The sequence below is a fragment of the Micromonospora sp. SYSU B005 genome (genome assembly GCF_055362685.1).
In genome coordinates this window covers 40,066-57,321 of the sequence record NZ_JAXCFU010000002.1, presented here as the reverse complement: position 1 = coordinate 57,321, position 17,256 = coordinate 40,066, and the positions used below count along the sequence as shown (strand labels likewise).

General features: G+C 71.8%; 19 protein-coding genes. 18 read left to right on the top strand and 1 reads right to left on the bottom strand.

Features of this window, described 5'->3' with window-relative positions; all coding sequences use genetic code 11:
• Positions 1-8 precede the first annotated feature (8 nt).
• Positions 9-1,220, bottom strand: coding sequence for a dipeptidase (locus SM452_RS05525; RefSeq protein ID WP_463839408.1), 1,212 nt, complete (start codon positions 1,218-1,220; stop codon positions 9-11).
• Positions 1,221-1,588: 368 nt separating this feature from the next.
• Here SM452_RS05525 and SM452_RS05520 point away from each other — a divergent pair, with 368 nt between their 5' ends.
• The 18 genes from SM452_RS05520 to SM452_RS05435 all read left to right on the top strand — a co-directional run bounded on the left by SM452_RS05520 (position 1,589) and on the right by SM452_RS05435 (position 17,230).
• Positions 1,589-1,969 (top strand): ArsR/SmtB family transcription factor, encoded by a 381-nt coding sequence (locus tag SM452_RS05520; protein WP_463839407.1) that lies wholly within the window; start codon positions 1,589-1,591, stop codon positions 1,967-1,969.
• Positions 1,923-2,390 (top strand): SRPBCC family protein, encoded by a 468-nt coding sequence (locus tag SM452_RS05515; RefSeq protein ID WP_262011956.1) that lies wholly within the window; start codon positions 1,923-1,925, stop codon positions 2,388-2,390. Before SM452_RS05520 ends, SM452_RS05515 begins: the two co-directional genes overlap by 47 nt.
• Positions 2,383-2,808, top strand: a complete 426-nt coding sequence (locus SM452_RS05510; RefSeq protein ID WP_463839406.1) for a DUF6069 family protein — start codon at positions 2,383-2,385, stop codon at positions 2,806-2,808. The genes SM452_RS05515 and SM452_RS05510 overlap by 8 nt, the downstream gene beginning before the upstream one ends.
• Before the next feature lie 136 nt (positions 2,809-2,944).
• A complete protein-coding gene (locus tag SM452_RS05505) occupies positions 2,945-4,075 on the top strand; it encodes an ABC transporter permease (protein WP_262011958.1) in 1,131 nt (376 codons plus the stop codon).
• Positions 4,072-4,797: an ABC transporter ATP-binding protein gene (locus SM452_RS05500; RefSeq protein ID WP_262011959.1), complete on the top strand. Its 726-nt coding sequence runs from the start codon at positions 4,072-4,074 to the stop codon at positions 4,795-4,797. The genes SM452_RS05505 and SM452_RS05500 overlap by 4 nt, the downstream gene beginning before the upstream one ends.
• A 62-nt stretch (positions 4,798-4,859) precedes the next feature.
• Positions 4,860-5,444, top strand: coding sequence for a TetR/AcrR family transcriptional regulator (locus SM452_RS05495; protein ID WP_262011960.1), 585 nt, complete (start codon positions 4,860-4,862; stop codon positions 5,442-5,444).
• Between the two features lie 475 nt (positions 5,445-5,919).
• Positions 5,920-7,947 carry an oxidoreductase gene (locus SM452_RS05490; RefSeq protein ID WP_463839405.1) on the top strand — a complete coding sequence of 676 codons (2,028 nt, stop codon included), beginning with the start codon at positions 5,920-5,922 and terminating at the stop codon, positions 7,945-7,947.
• Between the two features lie 63 nt (positions 7,948-8,010).
• Entirely contained in the window at positions 8,011-9,087 is a 1,077-nt protein-coding gene (locus tag SM452_RS05485) for a class I SAM-dependent methyltransferase (RefSeq protein WP_463839404.1), read from the top strand.
• The gene (locus SM452_RS05480) at positions 9,087-9,398 is read left to right on the top strand and encodes a hypothetical protein (RefSeq protein ID WP_194799033.1); all 312 of its coding nucleotides are present in this window, start codon (positions 9,087-9,089) and stop codon (positions 9,396-9,398) included. Before SM452_RS05485 ends, SM452_RS05480 begins: the two co-directional genes overlap by 1 nt.
• Positions 9,398-9,784, top strand: coding sequence for a nuclear transport factor 2 family protein (locus SM452_RS05475; protein WP_013286889.1), 387 nt, complete (start codon positions 9,398-9,400; stop codon positions 9,782-9,784). The genes SM452_RS05480 and SM452_RS05475 overlap by 1 nt, the downstream gene beginning before the upstream one ends.
• A gap of 99 nt (positions 9,785-9,883) precedes the next feature.
• A complete protein-coding gene (locus SM452_RS05470) occupies positions 9,884-10,993 on the top strand; it encodes an ABC transporter substrate-binding protein (protein WP_463839403.1) in 1,110 nt (369 codons plus the stop codon).
• Between the two features lie 76 nt (positions 10,994-11,069).
• Complete coding sequence (locus tag SM452_RS05465) at positions 11,070-11,849, top strand: ABC transporter ATP-binding protein (protein ID WP_355509869.1); 780 nt, start codon at positions 11,070-11,072, stop codon at positions 11,847-11,849.
• A gap of 12 nt (positions 11,850-11,861) precedes the next feature.
• A complete protein-coding gene (locus tag SM452_RS05460) occupies positions 11,862-12,722 on the top strand; it encodes an ABC transporter permease (protein ID WP_262011965.1) in 861 nt (286 codons plus the stop codon).
• Positions 12,723-12,822: 100 nt separating this feature from the next.
• A complete protein-coding gene (locus SM452_RS05455) occupies positions 12,823-13,569 on the top strand; it encodes an SDR family NAD(P)-dependent oxidoreductase (RefSeq protein WP_262011966.1) in 747 nt (248 codons plus the stop codon).
• A gap of 35 nt (positions 13,570-13,604) precedes the next feature.
• Positions 13,605-14,969, top strand: a complete 1,365-nt coding sequence (locus tag SM452_RS05450; RefSeq protein ID WP_013476397.1) for a M20/M25/M40 family metallo-hydrolase — start codon at positions 13,605-13,607, stop codon at positions 14,967-14,969.
• Positions 14,966-15,793, top strand: coding sequence for an alpha/beta fold hydrolase (locus SM452_RS05445; RefSeq protein ID WP_463839402.1), 828 nt, complete (start codon positions 14,966-14,968; stop codon positions 15,791-15,793). The genes SM452_RS05450 and SM452_RS05445 overlap by 4 nt, the downstream gene beginning before the upstream one ends.
• On the top strand, positions 15,790-16,254 hold the full coding sequence (locus SM452_RS05440; protein ID WP_043323200.1) for an Ohr family peroxiredoxin: 465 nt from the start codon (positions 15,790-15,792) through the stop codon (positions 16,252-16,254). The genes SM452_RS05445 and SM452_RS05440 overlap by 4 nt, the downstream gene beginning before the upstream one ends.
• Positions 16,241-17,230 carry an EamA family transporter gene (locus tag SM452_RS05435; RefSeq protein WP_463839401.1) on the top strand — a complete coding sequence of 330 codons (990 nt, stop codon included), beginning with the start codon at positions 16,241-16,243 and terminating at the stop codon, positions 17,228-17,230. The genes SM452_RS05440 and SM452_RS05435 overlap by 14 nt, the downstream gene beginning before the upstream one ends.
• Positions 17,231-17,256 lie beyond the last annotated feature (26 nt).

Sequence of the window (17,256 nt, the reverse complement as noted above, 5' to 3'; positions counted from 1 at the left end):
GGACGGCGTCACCAGACCTGCTCCAGCACCCGGATCGTGTTGCCGCCGATCACCTTGGCGATCTCGTCGTCGGAGTAGTCGTGCGCCACCAGCCAGCCCACGATGTTGCCGAACGCCTCGCCCGGATTCTCCAGCCCGGACACGTACTCCACCCGCGGGTGCTGCGGACGGTTGCCGGCGTCGTGGGCGTAGTTGCCGGCGTAGGTGTCGTGCACCCCCACGTGGTCGCCGAACATGGTGTCCGGGCCGAACGTGACGTGGTCGATGCCGACCAGGTCGACGCAGTAGGTGAAGTGGTCCATCACCGACTCGATCGAATGGTGCTGGTGCGCCTGCGAGAGCGTGGTGTGCGGGGCGGCCTCGATGCCGATCACGCCACCTCGCTCGGCACAGGCCCGGATCACCTCGTCCGGCTTCATGCGGGAGGTGTTCCAGACCGAGCGGGCACCGGCGTGGGTGATGAACACCGGCACCCGGCTGGCCTCGATCACATCCAGCGACGTCTGGTCGCCGGAGTGCGAGATGTCGATGGCGATGCCGAGCTTGTTCATCCGGTCCACCGCACGTCGGCCGAAGTGCGTCAGCCCGCCGTCGCGGTCCTCGGAGAGGCCGGAACCGAGCATGTTCGCCTGGCTGTACGCGATGCCCATCTGGCGTACGCCGAAGCCGTAGAGGATGTCGATCCGGTCCAGCTCGTTCTCGATCATCGTGGCTGCTTCCAGGCCGGCCACCAGGGCGATCTGCCCGTTGCGCTTGGCCTCGAAGATCTGTTCGAGCGTGGTCGCCACCACCACGTGGTCCTGCTTGGCGACGTCGGCGAAGCGCAGGCCGATGTCGTAGATGACGTCGTCCCACTTCCAGGCGTGCTCGCTGGTCACGCAGCCGGTGCCGTTCATGAAGTTGTCGAAGACCGCGGTCATGCCGGAGCGGGCCAGGCCCTCGAACCCGAAGGCGTTACGGCCGGTCCGGTTGTAGTCGCGCAACTGCGTCACGTCGGCCGGCAGGATCTTCGGGTGTTCGTGGAGCGAGATGGCCATGTGCTCACGCAGCAGCCGGGAGACCCGGGCTCGCTGCTCGTCGCTCAGGCCGAGGTCGTGTTCCGGCACCCGGCCGATCTGCGGCGCGAGCTCGAAGACCTTGTAGTCCACATGCGGCACCAGGTAGTCGAAGGACCGGTATCCGGCGTAGCGGGGGGCGGGTTCCTGCACTGGTCTGCTCACCTCGTCAGCTAGAGGCATGAGGATCGAGGTCTGACCTCATGCCTCGTGGAACGTACCGAGCGCGACCGCGTCGCAGGAATACCTCGTGACCTTTCCGTTACCCGAATCGGGGAACATTCCCGCAGGTCGGGACGGGTATCGCGCGCAGGGCCGGACAACGGAGCCAGGCCGGACCGAACGCCCGAGGCCGTCGCGCCGAACGGGTGAGCGACCGCAATCCACCCCACCACCACCCACAAGCCTCCAGGTGGTCAGACCACTGAGCAATGGGTGGCACCCAGATCCGCAGAGGCCCGCAACCGGGGCCGTACGCCCCACCTCCGGCAAAAACGTTGAACCGATCGGTTCAGTGTCGTACGGTGAACCTCGTGGTTCAGCAAGAGACGCTCGACCGGGTGTTCGCCAGCCTGGCCGACCCGACCCGACGCGACATCCTGATCCGGCTCGGCGCGGGCCCGGCCACCATCACCGAGCTCACCGAGCCCACCGGGATGACCCTCACCGGCATGCGCAAGCACGTCCGCGCGCTGGAGGACGCGGGCCTCGTGGTGACGCGCAAGGTCGGCCGGTCCCGGCAGTGCCGGCTCAGTGAGGCGCCGCTGGACTCGGCGATGGCCTGGATCGCCTTCTACCGACGGCTCTGGGCGCGTCGCCTCGACGGCCTCGACGCCTACCTGACACTCACCACGGAGGACCGCGACCATGACGCTCCACATGCGAGTGACACGACACCTTCCGGGCACCCCTGACGAGGCGTTCGACGCCTACACCGACGCCGGCAAACAGAAGATCTGGTTCGGCATCCTCGACGAGGAGCCCGGCATCGTGGAGATCGACGTCGACCTGCGGGTCGGTGGGAGGCAGACCGCGGTCTGGGGCCCCTCCCCCGACATGCTGTTCCGCGAGACGCAGACGTTCCTGGAGATCGACCGCCCGCACCGGCTGGTCACCGAGTCGACGGGCACCGGCCCGGACGGCACGACCATGACCACGCGCATCGAGGTGACCTTCGAGGCGCGCGACGGCGGCACGCTGATGACCGTGGTGCAGAGCGGCTTCCCCACCCCGCAGCTGCGCGACTTCTTCGTCGGCGAGGTCTGGACGGGGGCGTTCGCCCGCATCGAGGCGTACCTGACCCGAGAGCACGCAGAGGAGACCTCCCGTGGCTGACCTGCCCCGCACCGCCGTCGTCGCCCTCGCCACCGCCGTCGCGGTGGTCGTCAACCTGATCGTGTACGCGATCGGCCGGGCGGCCGGCGGCAGCTTCCTGTTCACCGCCGACGACCGGCGGGTCGAGGCCGACGCGGTGACCGTCGCGGGCTTCAGCGCACTGCCGCTGGCGCTCGGCCTCACCGCCGTCGCCGTGCTGGCGCCCCGGTTCGCCTGGGTGGTCCGGGCGGCGCTGATCGTCGGCCCGGCGCTCGCGGTGCTCACGATCGCCACCATGACGCTGCCCGCCGACCTGGACGCCACCAGCAAGATCACGCTGGCCGCGTGTCACCTCACGCTCGCGCCGATCATCGTGGTCGCGGTGACCGTCCTCGGACGGCGCGCGCGCCGCGCCACCGCGGGCCCGGTAACCGCCTGACGCCGGGCGCGGCAGGCCGCGCATCGCCGGTCCCGTCACGGAGTGTGGCCGGCTAGACAACCACCACCACCATCTTGCCGACACCGTGTTGCTAACATGGCGACATGGTGTCGACAAGATTGAGAGGTGGCGGCTGATGTTCCTGGCCATTCGCGAGCTGGGGTTCGCGCGGCTGCGGTTCGCCCTGATGGGGGCCGTGATCGCGCTGATCTCGGTGCTGATGGTGATGTTGTCCGGCCTGTCCGTCGGGCTGGTCCGTGACGGCGTCTCCGGCCTGCAGAACCTGCCGGTCACCTCGTTCGCCTTCGCCCACGGCGTGCAGCACGACTCGGCGTTCTCGCGCAGCGTGGTGGACGCCTCGGCGGTGGACACCTGGCGCGACCAGCCGGGCGTGGCCGAGGCGACCCCGTTCGGCAACACGCTCATCAACGGACGTACCGACGGGGGCACCGAGGTCGACCTGGCGCTGTTCGGCGTCGAGACCGGATCGTTCCTGTCGCCCGCCGTCAGCGAGGGCGACCGGCTCGGCCCGGCGGACGGGATCGTGGTGAGCCCCACCGCTATCGACGCGGGCCTGCGGGTCGGCGACACCGTGACGGTGGACCGGCTGGGCACGCGGCTGCGCGTCGTCGGCGTCACCGAGCAGCAGGACACGTTCGGCCACGTCGACGTGGCGTACGTGCCGCTGGCGACGTGGCAGGAGGTCAAGTCCGGCACCCCGGCCGGCGCACAGGTGCCGGCCCAGGCCGCCCAGGAGATCACCGCCGTCGCGGTCCGCGCGGCCGACGGCGCCTCGGTGGACCTGGCCGCCGGCGACAAGGCGGCGGGCACGGAGAGCCTGACGCTCGACGAGTCGTACGGCGCCTCGCCCGGCTACACCGCCGAGACCACCACGCTCCAGCTGATCCAGGGCTTCCTCTACGCGATCTCGGCGCTCGTGGCCGGCGCGTTCTTCGCGGTCTGGGCGATCCAGCGCAGGCAGGAGGTCGCGGTGCTGCGGGCACTTGGTGCATCGACCGGCTGGGTGCTGCGCGACGCGCTCACCCAGGCACTCATCCTGCTGGCAGTCGCCATCGCGGTCGGCATGGGGATCGGCCTCGGTCTCGGCGCGCTGATCTCGGGCGGCAACGTCCCGTTCGCGCTGCACCCGCAGAGCATCGCCGCCGCCGCGGCCGGCCTGCTCGTGCTCGGCCTGGTCGGCGCGGCAGCCGCCGTCGTCCGCCTCACCTCCATCGACCCGGCGACCGCCCTGGGAGGCAACCGATGAGCAGCCGGCCCACAGCGTCCCCCTCGACGGCGGGCACCGCCCCGGCCGACCTCGGCCTGGTCATGCGCGGCGTCCACCTGCGGCACGGCGACGGCGCGGAGACCGTGCACGCGCTCGACGACGTGGATCTGACCGTCGCGCCGGGTGAGCTGGCCGCGATCGTCGGGCCGTCCGGCGCGGGCAAGTCCAGCCTGCTCGCCGTGGCCGGCGGGCTGGCCCGCCCCGACGAGGGCACCGTCACCGTGGCCGGGCACGACATGACCGTGTCCAGCCGCCGGGCGCGCACCGAGCTGCGCCGCCGGCACGTGGGGTTCGTGTTCCAGTCGGGCAACCTGCTGCCCGCGCTGACCGCCGCCGACCAGCTGCGCCTGCCGCTGCGGCTGGGCGGGCGACGGGAGCGGACCGGACGCGACCCGCTGGAGATGCTCGCGCACGTCGGCCTGGCCGGTAAGGCCGACCGGCGGCCGCACCAGCTCTCCGGCGGCGAGCGCCAGCGCGTCGGCATCGCCCGGGCGCTGATGACCGAGCCGTCGGTGCTGCTGGTGGACGAGCCGACGGCGGCGCTGGACCGGGCCCGCAGCCACGACATCGTGCAGCTGCTCGCCCAGGAGGCGCGGGAGCGTTCGGTGGCCGTCGTGATGGTCACTCACGATCACGACGTGCTGCAATACTGTGACACCATCTACGAGATGATCGACGGCAAGCTCGCCACGAGCAGCTGACCGCGACGAGCAGGGAGCGACGCGGACCGGACACGGGCGGCGGGAGACACGGGGAGGTCGCGGTGCCGAAGATCCAAGCCTCGACCGTCGCGGAACACCGGGCCGCGCAGCGGGCGGCGTTGCTCGACGCCGCCCGCACCCTGCTCTCCGAGCACCCGGAGCAGATCCCGAGCCTGGCCGACGTGGCCCGGCACGCCGGGCTGGCCCGGTCCAGCGCGTACTCGTATTTCAAGTCCCGCACCGACATGTTCGACGTGCTGGTCGCCGACACGTTCCCCCGGTGGTCGGCCTTCGTCGAGAAGCGGATGGCCGAGGCCCGCACGCCGGGCGCGAGGATCCTGGCGTACGTCGAGGCCAACCTGCAGCTGGTCGCGCGGGGCGACCACGCGCTGGCCCGGGCGTTGGCGTCGGCGGGCAACAGCGAGGTGCTGGCGACCTCCAGCCGGCTGCTGCACGACAGCCTCGAGGCGCCGTTGCGCGCCGCGCTCACCGAGCACGGGGCGAGCGACCCGGACCGGATGGCGGAACTCGTCCAGTCGGTCGTCTACGCCCTGAGCCGGATGATCGAGAACGGTCTCGACCTTCCGGCGGCCACCAGCCTCGCCCGCGAGTTGCTCACGCCGTACCTGCGTCCGGACGCCGGCTGACCGCCCCCCTCCGGGACGGCCGGCGACCGCGCCTCCACCACATCCGCTGACGGACGACGGCCCGGGTCGTCGCAACGGCCGCACCCACCGGTGCGGCCGGGCGGCGGCCCGGGCCGGCGCGTGTCCGGGGCCGCGCCGGGAGGCGGGCCGGCGGTCCCGGCGGCGGGCCGCCGACGGGGCCGGGTGCGGCCGGCCGAACGATCGGCGCGGGCCGCCGACCGGCGAGCGGCGGCCGGCACCGTCGTCCGATCAGGAGGAACCGAACGATCGACCGCCGCATCGACGGTCATCGTCGGTCAGCGTTCCGCCTAGTGGAACAGCAGCTCAGGGGCGGTGCGGCGAACTAAGTTACTGCTCAGTAGCCCGTTGACGGCATGTGAACCCGGCCCTACCGTTCCACTCAATCGAACGGCGTACGGTTCATCCGAACGCTCTCGGCCTCGCCGAGTGCGGCCCGAAACAGGAAGTCCGAGGCATGCTCGACGACAAGCTTCTCGCTCTTCTCTCCCCCACCCGGCTCGGTCGTCTCACATTGCGGAACCGGGTCTTCGTCCCCGGCCACACCACCAACTTCGGACTGAACAATGTGCCCACCGCCCGCCACGTCGCCTACCACGCGGAGCGGGCGCGCGGCGGCGCCGGCCTGATCATCACCGAGGCCATCCGCGTGCACCCCACGAGCGCGGGCCGCAGCATCAGCCTCGGCAGCTTCGACGACTCGTCGATCCCGGCGTACGCGGCGGTGACCGAGGCCGTGCACGAGCACGGGGCCCGCATGTTCGCCCAGATCATGCACGCCGGACGGCAGGCCAACGGCGACGCGACGCGTACCGCCGCCTGGTCCTCGTCGCCGGTGCCGTGGGCGGCCGGCTCGCACGTGCCGCACGCGATGGGACGCCGGGACATCGCCGTCGTCGTCGAGGCGTTCGCCGCCGCCGCGCGGCGCATGCGCGAGGCCGGCTTCGACGGCCTGGAGGTGCACGCCGGCCACGGCCACCTTCTCCAGCAGTTCCTCTCGCCGCACACGAACACCCGCGACGACGCGTACGGCGGCAGCCTCGACAACCGGATGCGCCTGACCCGCGAGGTGCTCACGGCGGTTCTCGCTGCCGCCCCCGACCTGCCCGTCGGGCTGCGGGTCAGCGCCGACGAGTTCCTGCCCGGCGGCCTCGACCCGGCCGCCGTGCTGGAGATCGTCGGGAAGCTGCGCGCCGAGTTCCCCCTCGCCTACGTGCACGTCAGCCACTCCGCCTACCACGGCAGCTTCTCGCTCGCGACGCAGATGGCGGACATGAGCTTCGGCCACGCCCCGTTCCGGCACCACGCGGCGCTGTTCAAGCGGGAGTTCCCGGACCTGCCGGTGCTCGCGGTGTGCCGGCTGGACAGCCTGCCGGAGGCGGCCGAACTCGTCGCCGCCGGTGAGGCCGACCTGGTCGGCCTGGCCCGCCCGCACATCGCCGACCCGCACCTGGTCCGCAAGGCCGAGCAGGGCCGCCAGCACGAGGTACGCGCCTGCCTGGCCTGCAACCAGGGCTGCATCGGCCGGCTGGAGAGCAGCCTGCCCATCTCCTGCGTGGTGAACCCCGAGGTCGGCGCCGAGCGGGAGTGGGCCGACGCCTGGCCGGAACTGCCCGGACCGTCCGGCGCGCGGGACGTCCTGGTCGTCGGCGGCGGTCCGGCCGGCTTGGAGGCAGCCCTCTCCGCGCACCGGGCCGGGCACCGGGTGACAGTGGTCGAGGCACGCGACCGGCTCGGCGGGCAGGTCGAGGTGGCCGCGCGCGTACCCGGCCGGGAGCGGCTCGGCCTGCTCACCCGCGACCTGGCCCGCGACGTGGCGGCCGCCGGCATCCCGGTCCGGCTCGGCCACCGCGCCGGCGTCGAGGACGTGCTGTCCGGCGGCTACCAGGACGTCGTCCTCGCCACCGGCTCCCGGCCCGCCCGCCGCGACCTGCCCGGCGGCCCGCCGGTGATCGACATTTGGCAGGCCGTCGACCACCTGGCCGACCCCGGCTACCGGCCGGCCGGCACCGTCGTCTTGCTCGACGACGAGGGCACCTGGTCGGCGGCGTCGGTGGCGGAGGCGTTCGCCCGGCGGGGCGCCCGCGTCCACCTCGTCTCCCCCACCGCCACGGTGAGCGCCAAGATCACCACGTACTCGCGGCTCGCGCTGCTCAAGCGCTTCGCGGACCTGGGGATCGCGGTCCACCCGATGCGGACCGCCCGCGCCGCGGGCGCCACCACGGTGGCCCTCGGCGGCCCGCTCGCCGGCGGCGACACGCTCGTCGAGGACGTCACCACGGTCGTCGACGGCGGTTCGGCGCAGGCCGCGGACGAGTTGTACCGGCAGCTCGACGCGTTGCCCGACGGCCCCCGCATCCACGTCGTCGGCGACGCGAACGCCCCCCGCACCGCCTTCGAGGCCGTCTACGAGGGACGGATGGCCGGCGCGTTCCTCGGCGCCTTCGACACCGCGTCCGCCCAGCGCGTGCGGTACGCCCACTGACCCGTCCACCCCGGTCGCGGTGCACCGCGGACCGGACCTCCCCCACCTGTAGAGGAGACAAGCATGCTGGACATCGAGGAGCGCCTCACCCTGGATGAGCGTTCCGCCGTGGACTTCGTCCTCGGCCTGCGCAAGCGCTGGGCGGACACCGTCTACCCGGCGCTGCGCGAGGAGTACGGCGCCACCGGGGCGTCCGCCGCCACCGTCGCCGACGCCGGCCAGGTGCTGCGTGGTCTTCCGCTCTACCCGTGGTTCAGCCACCTGGAGCGGGTGCAGCAGAAGATGCTCTGGAAGGTCGCCGGCGACGCGGTGCTCAGCCGCCGCGAGGAGCTGACCGACCAGCTCACCTCGCTGCCCGAGCAGCCGAAGGGCTCGCTGGAGCTGAACCCCGACCTGGAGCTGCCCGACTGGTACACCGACTACGACATCCACATCCAGCCCGGCAGCTTCTTCTCCGACGACATGTCGGCCTACGTGTACGAGTTCGGCGCGCGCATCGTCATGCTGCGCGACAACGACGGCTACAAGTTCCACACGCTGTTCGCCAAGACCGCGCTGCCCGAACTGCCGGCGGCGACCCGGATCGTCGACATCGGGTGCGGTTTCGGCAAGAGCACCCGCCCGCTGCCGGCCAAGTACCCGACCGCGCAGGTGATCGGCGTGGACCTGGCCGCGCCGGGTCTGCGCCTGGCCCACGCCGAGGCCGAGGCGACCGGACTCGCGATCGACTACCGGCAGGCCGACGGCCGGACCACCGGCATCGAGCCGGACAGCTGCGACGTGGTCACCGGCACGATGGTGCTGCACGAGATGCCGGCCGCCGCGATCCGGGAGACGATCCTGGAGGCCGCGCGCCTGCTCAAGCCGGGCGGCTCGCTGCGCTTCCTGGAGTTCATGCTCACCGGCGACCCGCTGCGCGACGCCACCGTCTACGAGCACGCCGAGCGCAACAACGAGCCGTTCTTCCACGACCTGTTCGGCTCCGACCTGATCGAGGTCTGCACCGAGGCCGGTCTGACCGACGTGTCGTGGACCCCGTTCGACGAGCGCCGCAACGGCGTCCAGCCGCAGGGCTGGGGCGACCGTCCCGAGTGGCACTTCCCCTGGGCCGTACTGGCCGCGACCAAGCCGGAGGCGTGATGAGCAACGAGTTCGACTACTTCGGAGACCCCAAGGTCGGCAAGCTGCTCGACCTGGTGCTGCAGCTGTCCACGGAGCTGCACGTGACCCGCCAGCGAGTACGCGTCGTCGAGGCGCTGCTGACCCGCTCCGGCGCGCTCACCGCGGGCGCCGTCGACGAGTTCGTCTCCACCGAGGAGGAGCAGCAGGTCCTCGACCGGGAGCGGGACGCACTGCTGGCCCGCCTGATGCGCATCCTCACCGAGCACGGCCCCGCGGAGCACCCGCTGCGGGACCAGTGGGAGGCGGCGCTGAGCGAGAAGACCGGCTGATGAGCACACCGGACGCGCCCGGTCTGATCGACAGCTACCTGCAGCTGTGCGAGGACCGCGAACTCGACGAAGCGGGGCGCTTTCTCGCGGAGCGGGCGCGGTTGGTCTTCCCGGGCGGCCGGGAGTACTCGTCGCTGCGGGAGATGGCGGCCGCGTCGACCGGAACCTACCGGTGGGTGCGCAAGCACCGGGACCGCTACCTGGTGGGCGAGGCCGACGGGCGGGTCACTGTGACCTCGCTCGGGCGGCTGTACGGGGAATGGCTCGACGGCACTCCGTTCGAGGACATCCGCTACGCGGACGTCTTCGTGCTCGACGGCGGACTGATCGTCGAGCAGCACGTCTACAACGATCTGGCACTCGTCGCGCAGCAGCGCGACGCCTGACGGACAACGGTCGCGCGGTAGCGCGACAGCTGATTCCCCCACCTCCGCCGCTCCGGCGGCGGAGGTGGTCTCCCCCGACTCATGACGAGGTGTGTGCATATGAAACGAAAGTGGGCCCTGCTCCCGGCGGCGTTGGCCACCGCGCTGGTCCTGGCCGCGTGCGGCGGCGGCTCCGACGACGAGGCCGGCGGCGAGGGCAAGGAGGCGAAGCTGACCATGGCCATCGCCTCCGCCGTGATCGGCCCGAAGGAGGAGGTGGCCGTCTACGCGGTCGCCAAGGAACTCGGCTACTTCGCCGAGGAGAAGCTGACCGTCGAGACGATCAACGCCGACGGCTCGGTCGCCGCCCTCCAGGCGGTCGCGTCCGGCAGCGGCGACATCACCCCCGCCGACGCCGGCTCGGCGCTCGGCGCCGTGGAGAAGAACGTGCCGATCAAGGCTGTCGGCGGCCTGGTGCAGAACTGGCCGTGGGTGATGGCGGTGAAGCCGGACTCCCCGATCACCGGCGGCGCGGACCTGCGCGGCAAGAAGATCGGCGTGATCAGCCTGGCCTCCGGCTCGGCCCCGTACGCCCGCGCCTACGTCAAGGCCGCCGGCCTGGACCCGGCCGAGGACGTCGAGCTGCTGCCGGTGGGCGTCGGCGCGCAGGCCGCCGCCGCGCTCAACGACGGCAAGGTCGACATGCTGGCGCTCTACACCCAGGCGTACGCGGTCATCGAGAACGCCGGCACCGAGCTGAAGTACCTGACCAACCCGGACGTGTTCTCCGGCATCCGGTCGCTCACCTTCAGCGTCGGCGCCCGTGACTTCGACGCCAAGAAGGACTCCTACGAGCGGTTCCTGCGCGCGGCGTACAAGGCGATGCTCTTCTCGGCCAAGAACCCCGAGGCCGCCATGAAGATCGGCTACAAGGTGTTCCCGCAGATCCTCGCCGGCAAGTCCGCCGACGAGCGCCTCAAGGCGGACACCGAGAGCCTGACCGCCTGGCTGAAGACGGCCACCCCGGCCAGCGGCGACCCGGAGCAGTTCGGCGACTGGGGCGCGATCAGCGACGAGGAGTGGGCGAAGACCCAGGCGTACACCAAGGAGGCCGGGCAGATCACCGGCGAGGTCGACCTCAAGAAGCTGTGGGACCCGAGCCTGCTCTCCGGCGCCAACAACTTCGACAAGGCCGCGGTGCTGAGCAAGGCCGCGAACTACACCGCCTAGGCAGCGGACAGCGGAAGGGATTTCGATGGCCATCAAGGCGACGGCCCGCCGGGCGCAGACGCAGGCTCCGGCATCGGTGTCGGAAGACTCCTGGATCGAGATCGACGGGCTGGACAAGGAGTACCGGCCCCGGAAGTCGGCACCGACCCAGGCGTTGAGCGACATCAACCTGACGGTACGTCGCGGCGAGTTCATCTCGGTCGTGGGACCGTCCGGGTGCGGCAAGACCACTTTGCTGAAGATCCTCGCCGGGCTCAGCCCGAAGTCCGGCGGCGCGGTACGGATCGCCGGGCGGGACGTGACGAAGCCCCTTCCCGAGGTCGGGATGGTGTTCCAGGCACCGACGCTGCTGCCGTGGCGCACCATCTTCGACAACGTGATGGTGCCGGCGGAGATCCAGCGACTGGATCCCCGCCGGCACCGGGAACGCGCCCAGCAACTGCTCGACATGGTCGGTCTCAACGGCTTCGAGCAGAAGTACCCGCACGAGCTCAGCGGCGGCATGCAGCAGCGGGCCGGCATCTGCCGGGCCCTGGTGCACGACCCGGCGGTACTGCTGATGGACGAGCCGTTCGGCGCGCTCGACGCGATGACGCGCGAGTACATGAACGTGGAGCTGCTGCGCATCTGGCAGGAGAGCAACCAGACGATCGTGCTGGTCACGCACTCCATCCCGGAGGCGGTCTTCCTCTCCGACCGGGTGGTCGTGCTCAGCCCCCGGCCGGGCCGGATCGCGGAGGTCATGGACATCGACCTGGAGCGGCCGCGTGACCTCGGCGTCATGTCGTCCGACCGGGCCGGGGTCTACGTGGAGCGGATCCGCCGACACTTCAACGCCGCCGGCGTTATCGACTGACGAGGGACAGCCATGGCAACAAGCAACCTGGTCCGCGAGCCGGCCCAGCCACCGGCGCCGTCCGCCCGGCCCACCAAGCCCGCCCGGCGCAAGTTCGACCTCCGCGAGAAGCCCCAGCTCTGGCTGGTCCCGACGGTCTTCGTCGTGGTCGTGCTGGCCTGGGAGTACGGCGTCCAGCTCATCGGCGTCGACGAGTACGTCCTGCCGCTGCCGTCGAGCGTGGTCGAGTCGCTGTGGCAGCAGCTCGGCGACGACCAGTTCTGGGGTCACTTCTGGGTGACCACCCAGGAGGCGCTGCTCGGGTTCGTGATCGGCGTCGGGGCCGCGCTGGTCCTCGGCACGTTCATCTCCCAGATCAAGATCGTCGAAGCCACCCTGATGCCGTACATCGTGGCCTTCCAGACCGTGCCGAAGGTCGCCCTGGCCCCGCTGTTCGTGGTCTGGTTCGGTTTCGGCCTGACCAGCAAGGTGGTCATGGCCGCGGTGATCTCGTTCTTCCCGATGCTGGTGAACGTCATCGAGGGCCTGCGGGCGGCCGACGCCGACAAGATCCAGATGCTGACGGTGTTCGGCGCGAGCAAGACCCAGATCTTCCGGATGGTCCGGCTGCCCAGTGCGCTGCCGTTCATCTTCGCCGGCCTGGACATCGGCATCGTCTTCGCCATCCTCGGCGCGGTCGTCGGCGAGTTCATCGGCGCCAAGGAGGGCCTGGGCTACCTGCTGCTGCAGACCAACTACAACTTCGACATCGCCGGCATGTTCGCCGTCCTGGTGGTGCTGTCGGTGATGGGTTTGGTGGCGCACTTCGTGATCCGGCTGCTGCAGAAGCGGCTGGCCTTCTGGGCCGAGGACACGAAGGTGATCGGCGCGTGACGGCAGCTGACGGGACCGCCGTCACGCGTGCGGAGCACCGGCCGGGCGTGGTTCACGCCCGCCCGGCCGGTGGCCGAACGGGAAAGGCAGGACACGAGACATGAACACCGATCCGAACCGGTTCGACGGGCGGGTGGCACTGGTCACCGGCGCGGCCCGCGGCATCGGCGCCCGCATCGCCGCGACCCTCGCACAGCGCGGCGCGACGGTGGCGCAGGCCGACCTGCTCGACGACTGGGCGGAGGCCGAGCTGACCGGCGGCGCCCACACCCGGCACCGGGTGGACGTCCGGTCGGCCGCCTCCTGCGCCGGCCTGGTGGCCGAGGTCGTGGACGCCCACGGGCGCCTCGACCTGCTCGTCAACAACGCCGGGATCGTCCGGCGCGGGCCCGCCGCGACGATGTCCGAGGAGGACTTCACCACCGTCCTGGACGTCAACCTGACCGGCACGTTCCGGATGAGCCAGGCCGCGTACCCGGCGCTGCGGCAGACCCGCGGCGCGGTGGTGAACATCGGCTCCACGAACGGGCACGTCGCGGTGCTGAACACGCTCGGATACTGCGTCAGCAAGGCCGGCGTGATGCACATGGCACGCGTGCTGGCGCTGGAGTGGGCACCGGACCGGATCCGGGTCAACGCCGTCGGACCCACGATCGTGCCCACCGACATGACCGCCGACGTCCGCGGCGACGACGCGTACCTGGCCGACAAGATGGCCTCCATCCCGCTGGGCCGGATGGCGCTGCCGCAGGACGTCGCGAACGCGGTCGCCTACCTGCTCAGTGACGCCGCCGCCATGACCACCGGGCAGACGATCTTCGTCGACGGCGGCGTCACCATCCACTGACTTCCCCCTCTCCGACCCCTTCTGTGAGGACCACCATGCCCAAACCGGATACCGCAGCCGCTCTCGCGGCCGTCGACGCGCACTTCGACGAGTTCGTCGAGGAGCTCCAGCAGCTGTGCCGCATCCGCAGCCGCCGCCAGGAGCCGGAGCAGATGGAGGCCACCGCCGAGTTCATCGCCGGGTCGGTCCGCCGCTGGGGCGGCGAAGCCGAGATCATCCCGTGGGAGCAGTCGTACCCGTACGTGCTGGCCGAGGTGCCGGGCGAGGGTGACAAGGCGCTGCTGCACTTCACCCACTACGACGTGGAGGTCGAGCCGGCCGGTGACGACGCCGACTGGATCAGCCCGCCGTACGCGGCGGAGATCCACGACGGCCGGCTGTACGCCCGGGGCGTGGCCGACGACAAGGGCGTCGTCATGTCCCGCATCCACGCGGCGGCGGCCTGGAAGCTGGCCGGGCTGACCCCGCCGGTGACCAACCGGATCATCTTCGAGGGCAAGAAGTGGCTGCACAGCCCGGGTCTGGGCTCGTTCGTCGAGGCGCACGCCGACCGGCTCGCCAGCGACGCCGCGCTGTGGGAGAACTCCTGGCTCGACGGCGAGGACCGGCTGCTGCTCAAGCTCGCCGAGAAGGGCGTGCTCTACCTGCGGCTCACCGCACAGACCCTGCCGCGCGACCTGACCAGCCAGAACACCGCGCTGCTGCCGGCTGCCACGGCCCGGCTGGCCGCCGCCCTGGCGCAGTTGCAGCGGCCCGACGGCACCGTGACGATCCCCGGTTTCGCCGACGACGCCCGACCGCCGACGGACGAGGAGCGGGCACTGCTGGAGAAGGTGGCGTTCGACGGGGACTTCCTGCGCAAGCGGGCCCAGGTCGACCGGTTCACCGGTGACCTGGACGACCAGGGCGCCGCGGTCGCCATCCGGACCGTGCCGACGCTCACCGTCGCCGGTTTCGCCGGCGGCGACATGCGCGACGACGTGACGCTCGGCATCCCGTCCACCGCCTCGGCGAAGCTGGAGATCCGGCTGGTGCCGGGCCAGGATCCGGACCGCGTGCTCGGCTGCATCCGCGACCACCTGGCCGCGACCGGCTTCGGTGACCTGCGCATCGAGGTGATGGCGACCAGCCGGCCCAACCTCACCGATCACCGCGACCCGTTCGTCGCGCTGGTCGCCGACGCGGCCCGCCGGGTGTACGGGACCGAACCGGTGATCGAGCCGTACACGCAGTGGATCGGCAACCAGGGCGTGATCGCCGACCGGCCGATCGTCGGCGTCGGCGTGTCCCGCGCCGACTCCGGTGTGGACGGCCCGAACGAGAACATCCGGCTGGACGACTACAAGGCCGGCATCAAGCACGTCATCGAGGTCATGGCGGCGCTGGCGGTGGCCGAGTGACCCGGGCCCGCGGCGTGGCCCGCCGCGCCTACGTCGACGTGCCGTGGGGTCAGGTGCACTACCGGCACGGCGGCGACGCCGACGCCCCGGTGCTGCTGGTCCTGCACCAGTCCCCGCTCTCCTCGGCCACCTACGACGCGGTGATCGAGCCGCTGGCCCGCCGCGGCCTGCGGGTGATCGCCCCGGACACGCCGGGCTTCGGGATGTCCGACGCCCCGCCGCGCCCGTGGTCCATCCCCGAGTACGCGGCCGGCGTGTGGCAGTTCGCCGACGCCCTCGGGCTGTCCAAGGTGCACCTGCTCGGGCAGCACACCGGCGCGATCGTCGGCGCGCAGGCGATGATGTCGGCGCCGGAGCGGGTGCACCGGCTGATCCTGCAGGGCATCCCGCTCTACGACGAGCAGGAGCGGGCGGAGAAGAAGCGGTCGTACGCGCCCGGCTACTCCCCGGACCGCGACGGCGGGCACCTGAAGGTGATCTGGGACCGGGTGTACGGCCTGTACCCGGCGCTGACCCCGGAGGAGGCGAACCGCCAGGTCACCGAGTACCTGCTGACCGGTCCGGACTACGCCACCGCGTACCGGGCGGTGTTCGACCACCACGTCGACACGGCCGCCCTGGACGCGCTGCCCATCGTGCTGCTGCACGGCGCCGACGACCTGCTGGACCGGATGACGCCCCAGGTGCGGGCCGCGCTGCCCAGCGCCGAGCTGGTCACCATCCCCGGCGGCACCGACTTCGTGGCCGACGAGCAGCCGGAGGCGTTCGCCGACGCGGTCGCCGCGCAGGTGCACGCGGACCTGGGAACGGAGGTGCCGGCATGAACGTCGGCACCCCGGCGTCCGAGGCGAAGGTCGTACCGGCGAACACCGTCTACACCGCGAAGGTGGAGGTGTCCGGCGGCCGGGGCGGAAGCGCCCGGTCGCTGACCGGGTCGCTGCGGGTCGACCTGACCCGTCCCGCCCAGCGGGGCCCGGACGCGCCCGGCACCGACCCGGAGGAGCTGTTCGCCGCCGGCTACGCCGCGTGCTTCGACAGCGCGCTCGCCGTCGCCGCCCGCCAGGCCGGCGTCAAGCCCGGCCCGACGACTGTCACCGCCTCGGTCTCCCTCGGGCAGACCGACGACGGCCGGTACGCGATCGCCGTGGTGCTGGACGTGTCCGCGCCGCAGTGCCCGCAGGCCGACCTGGAGCGCGCGGTGGAGCTGGCCGACCGGATGTGTCCGTACTCGAACGCCCTTCGGGGCAACACCGCGGTGGCGATCCGGGTAAATGGACACCGCTGATCTGACCCGGCCCGCGGCGGCCCGCCACCCGGCGGATCCGCCGCGGCCCGCCGGCCCGATGGCCCTGGCCGTCGGGCTCGGCGCGGTCTACCTGATCTGGGGCTCGACCTACCTGGGCAACCGGGTGGCCCTGGACAGCATTCCGCCGCTGGTGGCCACCTCGGCCCGGTTCCTGGCCGCGGCGCTGCTGCTGTTCGCGGTGGCGGCGCTGCGCCGGGGACCGGCCGGGCTGCTGCTGCCCCGGCGGCAGTGGGGCGGGGTGGGCGCCAGCGGGCTGCTGATGGTCGGTGCGGGCAGCGCGCTGCTCGCCCTGGGCCAGCAGTACGTGCCTACCGGGCTGACGTCGCTGGTGGTGGCCGGCATGCCGCTGTGGGTGCTGGTGCTGCGGCTGGCGGTCGGTCCGCGGCCGTCGGCGCTCGCGGCGGTGGGCGTACTGGGCGGGGTGGCCGGGCTGGCGCTGCTGTTCTCGGTGCCGACGAAGGGATGGCACCTCGGCGGGATGCTGCTGCTGGTGGTCTCCACGATGGTGTGGGCGCTGGGCTCGACGCTGTCGCAGCGGCTGCACATGCCGGCCGACCACCTGGTCGGCACCGGCTGGCAGATGCTCGTCGGCGGCGTCGCGGTGGCGGTGGCGAGCGTGGTCAGCGGTGAGCTGGGACGGTTCGACCCGGCCGGCGTGACCGGCCGGTCCTGGCTGGCGTGGACCTACCTGATGCTGGTGTGCACAGTGGTCGGCTTCAGCGTCTACACGTGGCTGCTGCGCAACGCGCCGATCCAGCTCGCGTCCACCTACGCGTACGTCAACCCGGTGGTGGCGGTCCTGCTCGGCATGATGGTGCTGGATGAGTCGTTGTCCGGACGTCAGGTGCTCGCCGGCGCCGTGGTGCTCGCCTCGGTGGCACTGGTGATCGCGCGGGAGCGACCCCGGCAGCCGGACGGCCTGCCGCCCGGGAAGACTCCGGTCGCGCCCGCCTGAGGCCCGGCGATCCCGCCCTACGTCGA

What these genes read in the sequence shown, in the direction of transcription:
- SM452_RS05435 (WP_463839401.1), top strand. Translation starts at nt 16,241, where the DNA reads ATGGACACCGCTGATCTGACCCGGCCCGCGGCGGCCCGCCACCCGGCG.
- SM452_RS05475 (WP_013286889.1), top strand. Translation starts at nt 9,398, where the DNA reads ATGAGCACACCGGACGCGCCCGGTCTGATCGACAGCTACCTGCAGCTG.
- SM452_RS05440 (WP_043323200.1), top strand. Translation starts at nt 15,790, where the DNA reads ATGAACGTCGGCACCCCGGCGTCCGAGGCGAAGGTCGTACCGGCGAAC.
- SM452_RS05515 (WP_262011956.1), top strand. Translation starts at nt 1,923, where the DNA reads ATGACGCTCCACATGCGAGTGACACGACACCTTCCGGGCACCCCTGAC.
- SM452_RS05455 (WP_262011966.1), top strand. Translation starts at nt 12,823, where the DNA reads ATGAACACCGATCCGAACCGGTTCGACGGGCGGGTGGCACTGGTCACC.
- SM452_RS05450 (WP_013476397.1), top strand. Translation starts at nt 13,605, where the DNA reads ATGCCCAAACCGGATACCGCAGCCGCTCTCGCGGCCGTCGACGCGCAC.
- SM452_RS05460 (WP_262011965.1), top strand. Translation starts at nt 11,862, where the DNA reads ATGGCAACAAGCAACCTGGTCCGCGAGCCGGCCCAGCCACCGGCGCCG.
- SM452_RS05480 (WP_194799033.1), top strand. Translation starts at nt 9,087, where the DNA reads ATGAGCAACGAGTTCGACTACTTCGGAGACCCCAAGGTCGGCAAGCTG.
- SM452_RS05500 (WP_262011959.1), top strand. Translation starts at nt 4,072, where the DNA reads ATGAGCAGCCGGCCCACAGCGTCCCCCTCGACGGCGGGCACCGCCCCG.
- SM452_RS05490 (WP_463839405.1), top strand. Translation starts at nt 5,920, where the DNA reads ATGCTCGACGACAAGCTTCTCGCTCTTCTCTCCCCCACCCGGCTCGGT.
- SM452_RS05470 (WP_463839403.1), top strand. Translation starts at nt 9,884, where the DNA reads ATGAAACGAAAGTGGGCCCTGCTCCCGGCGGCGTTGGCCACCGCGCTG.
- SM452_RS05505 (WP_262011958.1), top strand. Translation starts at nt 2,945, where the DNA reads ATGTTCCTGGCCATTCGCGAGCTGGGGTTCGCGCGGCTGCGGTTCGCC.
- SM452_RS05485 (WP_463839404.1), top strand. Translation starts at nt 8,011, where the DNA reads ATGCTGGACATCGAGGAGCGCCTCACCCTGGATGAGCGTTCCGCCGTG.